10 protein-coding genes are annotated in these 9,083 nt (G+C 57.1%); 6 read left to right on the top strand and 4 right to left on the bottom strand.

Annotated features, from left to right (window positions below; genetic code table 11):
- Nucleotides 1-72 precede the first annotated feature (72 nt).
- Nucleotides 73-618 carry a GNAT family N-acetyltransferase gene (locus BM244_RS20770; protein ID WP_093400821.1) on the bottom strand — a complete coding sequence of 182 codons (546 nt, stop codon included), beginning with the start codon at nt 616-618 and terminating at the stop codon, nt 73-75.
- A gap of 101 nt (nt 619-719) precedes the next feature.
- Between BM244_RS20770 and BM244_RS23825 the strand changes: the two genes are divergently transcribed.
- A complete protein-coding gene (locus tag BM244_RS23825) occupies nt 720-1,214 on the top strand; it encodes a YybH family protein (RefSeq protein WP_302847308.1) in 495 nt (164 codons plus the stop codon).
- A gap of 111 nt (nt 1,215-1,325) precedes the next feature.
- On the opposite strand, the gene BM244_RS20760 is transcribed toward BM244_RS23825, so the two are convergent.
- Nucleotides 1,326-2,354: a leucine-rich repeat domain-containing protein gene (locus BM244_RS20760; RefSeq protein WP_093400819.1), complete on the bottom strand. Its 1,029-nt coding sequence runs from the start codon at nt 2,352-2,354 to the stop codon at nt 1,326-1,328.
- A gap of 499 nt (nt 2,355-2,853) precedes the next feature.
- Here BM244_RS20760 and BM244_RS20755 point away from each other — a divergent pair, with 499 nt between their 5' ends.
- Together BM244_RS20755 and BM244_RS22865 are read left to right on the top strand one after the other, a co-directional pair.
- Nucleotides 2,854-3,036, top strand: a complete 183-nt coding sequence (locus tag BM244_RS20755) for a hypothetical protein (RefSeq protein WP_093400818.1) — start codon at nt 2,854-2,856, stop codon at nt 3,034-3,036.
- A gap of 186 nt (nt 3,037-3,222) precedes the next feature.
- Complete coding sequence (locus BM244_RS22865) at nt 3,223-3,576, top strand: hypothetical protein (protein WP_139227024.1); 354 nt, start codon at nt 3,223-3,225, stop codon at nt 3,574-3,576.
- A gap of 117 nt (nt 3,577-3,693) precedes the next feature.
- Here BM244_RS22865 and BM244_RS22860 read toward each other — a convergent pair whose 3' ends face one another.
- Nucleotides 3,694-4,260: a hypothetical protein gene (locus BM244_RS22860; RefSeq protein WP_139227022.1), complete on the bottom strand. Its 567-nt coding sequence runs from the start codon at nt 4,258-4,260 to the stop codon at nt 3,694-3,696.
- Nucleotides 4,261-4,506: 246 nt separating this feature from the next.
- Here BM244_RS22860 and BM244_RS22855 point away from each other — a divergent pair, with 246 nt between their 5' ends.
- Nucleotides 4,507-5,004 (top strand): hypothetical protein, encoded by a 498-nt coding sequence (locus BM244_RS22855; protein ID WP_139227020.1) that lies wholly within the window; start codon nt 4,507-4,509, stop codon nt 5,002-5,004.
- Nucleotides 4,941-5,768, top strand: a complete 828-nt coding sequence (locus BM244_RS22850; protein ID WP_139227018.1) for a gluzincin family metallopeptidase — start codon at nt 4,941-4,943, stop codon at nt 5,766-5,768. The genes BM244_RS22855 and BM244_RS22850 overlap by 64 nt, the downstream gene beginning before the upstream one ends.
- Nucleotides 5,769-6,134: 366 nt before the next feature.
- Here the strand turns inward: BM244_RS22850 and BM244_RS20745 are convergent, their stop codons facing one another.
- A complete protein-coding gene (locus BM244_RS20745; RefSeq protein ID WP_093400816.1) occupies nt 6,135-6,632 on the bottom strand; it encodes a Ros/MucR family transcriptional regulator in 498 nt (165 codons plus the stop codon).
- 194 nt (nt 6,633-6,826) lie between these two features.
- Here BM244_RS20745 and BM244_RS20740 point away from each other — a divergent pair, with 194 nt between their 5' ends.
- The gene (locus BM244_RS20740; RefSeq protein WP_093400815.1) at nt 6,827-9,079 is read left to right on the top strand and encodes a ParB/RepB/Spo0J family partition protein; all 2,253 of its coding nucleotides are present in this window, start codon (nt 6,827-6,829) and stop codon (nt 9,077-9,079) included.
- Nucleotides 9,080-9,083 lie beyond the last annotated feature (4 nt).

Raw genomic sequence — 9,083 nt, 5'->3', positions numbered from 1 at the left:
TTCGGGAAAGCCTGCGCGTTCCCGCTTTACCATCCCAATCAGGAAGGCTGCATCAGCAGCGTTTTCCCGTCGTTATCCTCCCGGCGGGTGCGCAAGTTCCATCTTTATCAATGGGACCTCGCCACCCGCTGCGAGGCAAGGCCGCATGACCCGCCCGGTTTCAACGAAGCCGAGCTTGTTGAGCACCCGGCCCGAAGGCGGATTATCCTCGAAGTAGCCCGACGTGAGGACGGGAAGACCGAGACTTTCAAGGCCAAAGGCAACGACGGCCCTTGCGGCTTCGGTCGTGATGCCGTTCCCCCAATGAGCAGGCGACAGCCAATAACCCAACTCAGCCGCGGCAACGCCCTCCTCCGGCGTCAGGCCGATCGCGCCCAGAAGCGTGTCGGACCCTCGCAGAGTGATAGCCCATACCCATTCGGCAGGTACGACATGATCTAGAAAAAAACGGGCATCGGCCGGGCCATACGGATGCGGAACACGCGCTAAGCGGCGCGCCACTTCCCAATCCCCGACTACGCCTACAATGGCGTCCACGTCGCGATCGTTAGGACGCCGGAGGGATAGGCGTTCTGTGGCGAGATCGGGCCGATTGCCCAACGACAGATCAGTGTTCATTACTTTTAGATAGACCGGCGCGCGCGGCCACCGCAACCATAGGCCGGCTTACCAATCTCGATCGTTCAACAAGAAAGCGATCGGTTGCTTGCCGGCAAATCGTGGGGCAATCTTACTCTAAAGGGGAAAATCATGCGGCTACACCTGACCGTTTTTACGTTGATTCTTACGGCGATTACGGTCCCAGGCGAAGCACGGAACGTTGGACCCTCGGACGCCCCGATCATGCCTTGGTCCAAGCATTCTCAGACGCGCGCAGCCACTTCGAACCCAAGGCTCTCGATGCCTTGCTCACGCCTGATTATGTCGAGGTTTCGCCCCGTGGTGAAATCGATCGACGGCAAGCGGTGCTAGGCTTCTATGCCGCGGACAAGGCGACCCCCGCTCCGCCCATGTCGCTCGCCACGCAGGACGTCCGCCGTTACGGCGATACCGCAATCGTCATCGGTTCGGTCGATTATACGATCCCCACTCCAACCGGGGGAACAGTCAAGCACACCGTGCGGGTCACCTATGTGGAGCGGCGAATTGGCACCCGCTGGCTGATGGCTTCGGCCCAATATACCGGCGTGCCGCTGGCCAAACCGCCGCAATAGCCCTTTCCTTTCCCGAAATAGCATCGATTTTGGGAATGCCGATGCCGTCTCGATTGCCGTCCTTTTCGAGAAAGCTAATCACTCGTTTGCCTCACTCGCCGCGAAATCAAATTACAGCCAAATGGCACCCTTTTCGCCTAATCCTCGATCTTTTAATCGAGCGATCGCGTCGTCATTCCACTTCTGACTGCCGGAAAAAAGGTTGATAGAACGTGCGGTCTGAGGCCAATCGCGATCGCGTAGTAAATTCATGTCAAGCGCAACGACAGATGCACGAAACTCTTTAAGCCTGTGCTGTCTTTCCAATCCGGGTAACTCGACTAACCTTTTGCAATTAGCAAGCCATAGCCGCTCTAGATTCGCTCCATTCAAATCTACCTCGACAAGTTGCAGCTGATCCTCCACGCGTAGGGCTGACAGCAAGCTGAAGCGTGATAGATCGCCCAGCGTGCTCAAACCTCTCACGCGAAGAACTTGCAGCATCTCAAGGGTGGCGCTGGACATATCATCAATATGTAACCGCCCACCGAGAACGAGCGTTAACTCTTCGAGGCTTGGAATTGCGCCTACGAAGTCTAAGGGATGCGTTTTCGCATAGGCGCCCAAACTCAACTTCCGCAAACGCGGTAAGCCAGCAATTGCATGTATGCCTTTCGAGTGACTGTTGATGAACAAATTCCTGAGCGATTCACATTTCGATAAGGGATGTAGGTCGATATTCCGCTTACGGTTTTCTATTAAAACCAGCCGCTCTAATTTATGGAGCTCAATTGTTTGCAAAAAGTCGGGTTCATCGAATTCAAACACGCCAAATATTAGTCTTTTTAGATGCGGAAGCTTACCCACTTCCTCCTCCTGGAGGATCTTAGTAAGGCAGTCGACTCCTAGGTCGCGCACTTCAGGTAGGTGACGTAGCATCGTGGCGTCGAACGCCCCTTGATAATGCCCGTAAAAACGAACTTGAAGACTATCCGGCGCAAGCCGGCACGCTTCGTTCAGAAGGCTCAGCTTGGCTGGGGTGTAGGCATCGGGCCTGCTGAATTGGACGACCAACTGTCCCCTCTTCGCGCAGGCCTCCGCGAGTTCCACCGGATCGATCGCTATGGGGTCGTTTATCCGTCCGCCATATATGTTGAGCATATACGTCCTTTAGCTCCAGCTATCCCGAGGGTTCCGGATCCCTGCTTTAGAGGATGTGAGGCTCAAAGGCGTTCTCGTTTACCCATCGATTCTGAGAACGCCTTGTGGTCTCGCTGGCCGTTCGTTTTTCGAGAATGGTCAAGTTCAAAAAGGCGGCCGCCCTAATCCTCATTGGCGGTTTAACACCACGCATTCGTCCAGCGCCGACCACATTGCTTTTACAGTATCCCGCTTTCCGCCAGCACAAGCGTACCGAGCTTCATTCAAACACCTTGCTTCCTCAGGTGTGAGCGGTCGCCCCATTTTTCGCTCTTGAAAAGTGATGAACTTACTTGGGATCATCCTCGGTTCTTATCATAGGTTTCGCTTATACCGAATATCAAAGGTTATATTAAATGTAATAAAATATAGTATCCATGGAACATGGATAATTCTTGTAACGGGTTTATTCGAGGCATAAACAGTGCAGCGGCTCGCTGAATCTTTCTGGGGGTGGGCAATGGCAGCGATTACGGATGACCAGTATTACTTGATGCGGGCACAGCAGGAACTCGATATGGCGGCGCTGGCTACTGACCCCATTGTGAAAACCCTGCACCTAAATATGGCGGCAGAGTATGCGACGTTGCGCGAGCGGGCGGGTGCGGAGGTTTCGAATGGAAGAAATGCCACCAGCGACTGATTTACTGGCACTAGCTCGGAGCCTAGACGCGCTTATCGCGTTCGCCGATCAGGAGGGAAACTTCGTTCTTGCCGCCACGCTAGACGCTGCGCGGGTGCAATTTTCTGAGCGGTATGGGCTAAAGGAAGGCTGATTGATTTTCGCGCGTTCTGTCAGGCAACAAGGGGCGGCAAATCGGAGAGTCACGTGGAGAAGAGGGATCGCGCGAGTGCAACAGCAGGCGCCATATTGAAATTTCGACGTATACGAGCCGAAATACTACCGCCTGAGTTGTTTGCTGAACCAGGATGGGATCTGCTCCTGGAACTGTTTGTCGCCGATGCCAATGGGCATCGTATCGCCGCACGCGCCGTCGGTGATCGAAATAAGATCCCACCCACTGTACTATCCCGTTGGCTCATTCACCTTACTCAAATTGGCTTCGTTGTCGGCGATGGGGATGGCGATCTTGACGATCTGCTGACACTTTCAGGCAAGGCGCTCGATGCTATCGAAACGGTTTTGGTCAAGGCTAATGAACTACGAGAAGCGGTCGAATAGACATTCCCGAAATTCGATCGATTCCGAGAATGGCTCCGCCGTCTCGCTGGTCGTTCGGTTTTGGGAACGCTCGGGCAGTCTCGAACCGCCTCCCCCCGTCGACCTCCGTTAGTCGCGTCACTTTGCAGGGCAAGGATGCTCCGGTTTCCGAGTATCGCAAACAATCACGGATTCTAGGTATTTCCCTAGCGAAACCTTTTCGTCGGCGGTGAGCGCGTGGTCATAGGCGTATTGTACCGAATAGAGGCTATCCTCACCTTTGATCGCACGAATATAGAGATTTTCTGGCTTGCCTGATGTCGGGTTTCGAGGACATTGAATGGCTAGCAACGATACGTCGTATCCACTTGCAGATCCGTTTAAGACATTCGTATGAGAAAGCGCAGGGCATACCGCCGCGTAATTTTCTCCAAACTCAACTAGAAACTTACCCGGTCTCAAATCAGGCTTTGCCTTAAATACTTGTACGGTAACCATCGAGGTCGAGGTTTTTAAGGTTTCTGCTTTAGGAATAAACTCCTGAACGGACGCACCATTCCGATCGCCGGAAAACACAGATTTGAACCCGATTGGAGCCTGTCGAGCTAACGTCTCGCCCGAATGACGATCCAGTTTGTCGGCTCCGTAAGCGGGCATGGCTAAAACTACCGCAGCACCAATCCAGATGCTTTTCGCTTTTTTCATATCGACATCCTCTTATTCCGCCTGCGTTTTTAGCGCTTTCGCTGTAGGCGGCAAGCAGATGACCATACGCGGCCATTGTGTCGATTCCCATTTCTCGATCCTTTTGGGAAGCTCGACCGCCTCGACCCCGCTCCCTACTCAAGAACGCCACACCGGCAGGAAACGCCTTCTTTCCGACGATAGCGGCCTATACAAAAGCAACTGAAAGCGTTCATAAAACGCGCCGGAAGCAGGGGGAGTAGCTGGTTGAAACGGATAACCTGGGGAACAGCCGTATCGACCGCAATTCTTGCCGTTACGATTTTCGCATCAGCGCCGGTACGGGCACAGCCCCTGAAAACGTCGGGGACGATTACCGTCAGCCTTTCGTCCGGACGGATGGCGGGTAAAATCTGCCTCGCGGACAGGGCGGCAGGGTTTCGAGAAGCGTTCTCTCTAAATGCCGGTCTCAACGTCGCCAAGATCACAGATGAAGCCGGAAAGGCCGTCGAGTTTGACGGCTGGTACGATCCGGGAGTGGATGGTGAGGCACGCGTCTACAATCTTAAGACCGGGTCATCGACAGTTTGCATCGATTACGTTGGTGCTTTCCCCGTATATCCGGCTCATGATGCCCCTCTCGATTTCAAGGGTGTCATTGCGTTCAATGGGGACAGTGTACGCGCCACGGAACAATCAGCATGGTTGCCATTACCGTTCGATCCAAAAAACAAGGTAAGGCAGGACGTCACAAGCATGACTTGAATGTGTCCTGCGCCGAATGCTCCTTTATCTACCTGAACGGCAGTGATCCAGTGACCGGCATATCCGGTAAGTTCGTTAGTACAACTATCCGGCCGGTCATGCTTACCGCGGGAACAGTCCCGCTCACGCGAAGTCCAAATGTAACGATCGTCAATGAAAGACTATCGTCGGAAGAAACAGCCGCGCTGGTCGACACCTATCGACGTATCGAGACATTCTACGGTGCCTATCTCGGGCAGAAAATTCATGACACTCCGGCAATTGTCCGCGTGGTCGCTCTGAATCAAGCGGAGCGGGATCGCGAAGGATCGGAATGGGGCTTTGCAACCTGGCCTACGATTGCATTCAGCGGGAGTATTCACCCTATCGCGACCGCGCTGATGGCGCGCGGGGAAGCCAGGGAGCGTCGTCTAGGGTATTTTGCTCACGAAATCGGGCATTACTATTTCGGAACAGTCACTGATCCAAGCGGGCCGTATCGCTGGTTCCTCCTTGAATCGACCGCCGAGTTCTTGTCGCTTAAGGCGCTTGGCGCCATTGCCGGCCTCCCCGCCGAACAGCACCGGATCAGAACGCTTGCCAACAGGATCGCAGGTGAAAATGTGCCATTCAAAGCCCTTGATCAAATCACTGACGCAGAACAGATTGGCGACAATTACCGCTATAACTACGGCCCCCTCCTGTTGGTCGCGCTGGAACAGCAAGTAGGGAAACAGCGGATGGCGGTGCATAAGCCAGCTTCTCACTTCCCCGACGATCCATAACTGGGAGGATTTAAAAGCCACTGCCATTCGCGCCGGGATAGCAAAGGCCGATTGGGATGCGTGGCAGGAGCGATGCGTTCGTGGCGGCAACCGTGCTTGCGTCGTCGGCACTAAACCGTAGCCGGACTACTCTATCGGAAATTTCTGTCGATTCCCATTTCTCGATCCTTTTCGAGAAAGCCAGCAACGTCACTCGACGGCGTCTATGCTACCTTCCTCCCCAGGCCGAACGAACCGCACTCACCCGTCGTTGCCGTTCGCTCCCGGCGTACACGCAACTCACGTTCGTGATCTGACCCCATCGACGTGAAACGGCTGAAGGTCTCAGCGCATGGTATTCTCCCATGCGCTGATGCTCACAGCTGGCTATTCAGCGTCAGTGGTTACCGCGGGCTTCGTGTTACGGCGTGGCTTGGCAGGCGCAGGTTCAGCGGCCTTTTGAGCCGTCTGGCCCGGCTTACGACCCAGACCGATCTTCTTGGCCATGGCGCGACGGCTCTCGCTGTAGGTTTCCGCAACCATGGGATAATCCGCCTTGAGATTATACCGTTCGCGGTACTCGGCCGGGGTCATTCCATTCGTAGCGAGGTGACGACGCAGCGTCTTGTAAGGCTTGCCATCAATCATGCTGATGATGTGATCCTTGCTGGCAAGCGACTTTCGCGCGGTTACCGCAGGCGTGTACTCTGGCGCAGACGCTTCCGGAGCCTCTACGCTCTGTTCATCGCTCAGCTTCGCCACAGCCGCATGCATCGACTGTAGAAACGAAGGAACGTCGTCTGCTGTGGTCCGCGTATTTGGGTTACCCAGCCATGCAATGGTCAATTCGGTTGCAAGTTCGACCGCATTGATATCATTCGTCATCAATTTTTCTCCGTAATTAGATGAGAACGCTTGGAGGATCGCCGCTAGATAGTAGCTGAGGCATCACAGGCAATACTTAATCGAACAATACCATTGAGCTGCACCGAGGAACCCAAAACGGCAAGGAGAGGGGAGGGGGAAGGGAGATGGTGTCCGAAAATATTCGGATGCTCAGAAACGAAGGGTAATTTCCCATGATCCAGTCCGTGAAACTCTCGAAGCTCCGCCTCTCCGCCAGCAACGTCCGCACCGCGCCCGATGAATCGCTGCAGATCGAGCCGTTCGCAGCCGATCTCGAAGCCCGCGGCGTCCTCCAGAACCTGCTCGTTACGCCGGTCACGCGGCCACGCGGGACGTTCGAGGTGTTCGATGGCGGCCGGCGCTGGCGTGCGCTCAACATGCTGGTAGCTCGGGGTATCATCAATCCCGACGAGTATGACGTGCCGGTGCGTGTCCTGAAGGGTGACGATGCCGAACTGACCGAAACCTCGCTCGCGGTCAGCTTCCATCACATGAAGCTCAGCCCGGCCGAAGAATGCCGCGCCTTCCAGCATTTCCTGAACGGTAGCACCGATATCGACGCTGTGGCCAAGCGCTTTGGCGTAACCCGCCGTTTCATCGACGGTCGCCTCCGCCTCGCCGATCTTGCCGAGCCGATCTTCTCTGCTCTCGCGAACGGCGAGCTGACCCTCGACATGGCCAAGGCCTACGCCTCGACCGGCAGTCACGAGCGTCAGTTGCGCGTCTGGCAGACCTATAGCGCGATGGTTCACTACAATGCGGATGCAATCCGCCGCGTCATCGCCAACGACACGATGCGGGCCAACGATCCGATCGCGCTCCTGGTCGGCGTCGAGCCTTACGAGGCCGCTGGCGGCGTCGTCGACCGCGACCTGTTCAGCAACGCCGGCGAGCGTTGGACCAACCCCGAGATCGCCCAGACCCTCGCGGCCGCGATGATGGAAGCGGAAGCGAAGCGTATCGGCGAGGAACGCGGTCTTGCCTGGATCCGGCCTGTCGCCAGCCACAGCACCTGGGATGCGGCCCGCAGCTTCCATCGCATCGCCCTGCCGGTCCAGCCGATGTCGCCGGCCGAGGCACAGCGCGCAGACGAGATCGAGCAGCGCATGGCCGAACTGCAGCAGGAGATGGAGAACGACGAGCTCACCGAAGAGGCGTTCACCGCTTGCGACGCAGAGAATGATGTGCTTGGCGAGGAACTCGAAGCGCTGCAACGTCGCCCCTCGGTGCTCCCCGCTGAACTCGTGTCGCGGGTCGGCGCGTTTCTGACGCTGTCGCAGACCGGTACCATGGTCCTGGATGAGACCTATTACAGCGAAACGCCGATCCGCGTGACGGTGGTCGAGCCGGAACCGGTCGAAGGTGATAACGGGGAGGCCGACGAGACGGACGACGGGGTTGCCGACGGCGAGGGCGAGGGCTCGGAACGGGTCCGGGCGGAGCCGACCTTCCGGATTGAGGAAGGCGCGGTCACGCCGGTGACGGCAGGCAGTCCCAAGGAGGTCGACCCCGACAACGCGGCGCCGGGCGGCAAGGCACTCAGCCAGGTCCTGAGCGACCAACTCGCGATGCAGCGTCGCGATGTCCTGGCGGCGTCTTTGATCGGAAGTCCCGGCCTGGCGCTGGACTATATGCTGTTCGCTATGGTGGATGCACGGCGCGGCACCTCGACGAACGACGGCACGACGATCAGCGCCCATGCCCCGCAGGATCCGATCCTGTCGACCAACATGCCGGGATCGCGCGCGCGCGACTACCTCGCCGAGGTACGGGACGGGCTCGATGAATCGTGGGGCGAGTCCGACAATAAGGTCATGCGGTTCGAGGCATTCCGCGCGCTCGGCGACGAGGTGAAGAGCGCATGGTTGGCCTACATTGTCGCGACGTCGCTGGAGGCCAAGGAGTCCTACGGCTCCAATCGCCAGAACCCGCTCCACGGCCGCATGGCCAGCATCCTCGAGGTCGATGTCGCCAGCTGGTGGCGTCCGACGTCGGAGAACTTCTTCGACCGGGTTTCCAAGGGTTCGTTGATCTCGCTGCTTCACGAGGTCGGAGGCCCAGCGCTGTCGAGCCGCCACGCCAGCGAGAAGAAGACCGAGATCTCGGCATCCTGCCAGAAGCTCTTCGCTGGCGAAGCGATCGTCGAGACCGACGTCAAGGAAGCTGCCCTGAAATGGGTGCCGACCGCGATGCGCTTCAGCGACACTGTCGTCGCGGGTGAGAGCGAAGACGAAGGCGGGCAGGGCGATCTCGCGGACCTGATCGAGGCGGACAGCGACGACACCGGCGAGGACGATCTTGCCGCTTTGGTCGGTGACGGCCCAGACGATGTCGGGACGGACGGGGTCGAAACGAACGGCAGCGCCCAGATCGAACTCGATCACCAGAACGATGACGATGTGAACGAGATCGTCGCGGCCGAATAGCGGT

The sequence above is a fragment of the Sphingomonas sp. OK281 genome, from assembly GCF_900115295.1.
Lineage (GTDB): Bacteria > Pseudomonadota > Alphaproteobacteria > Sphingomonadales > Sphingomonadaceae > Sphingomonas.
The sequence above is the reverse complement of the archived record's forward strand: the minus strand, read 5'-3'. Positions and strand labels throughout refer to the sequence as shown.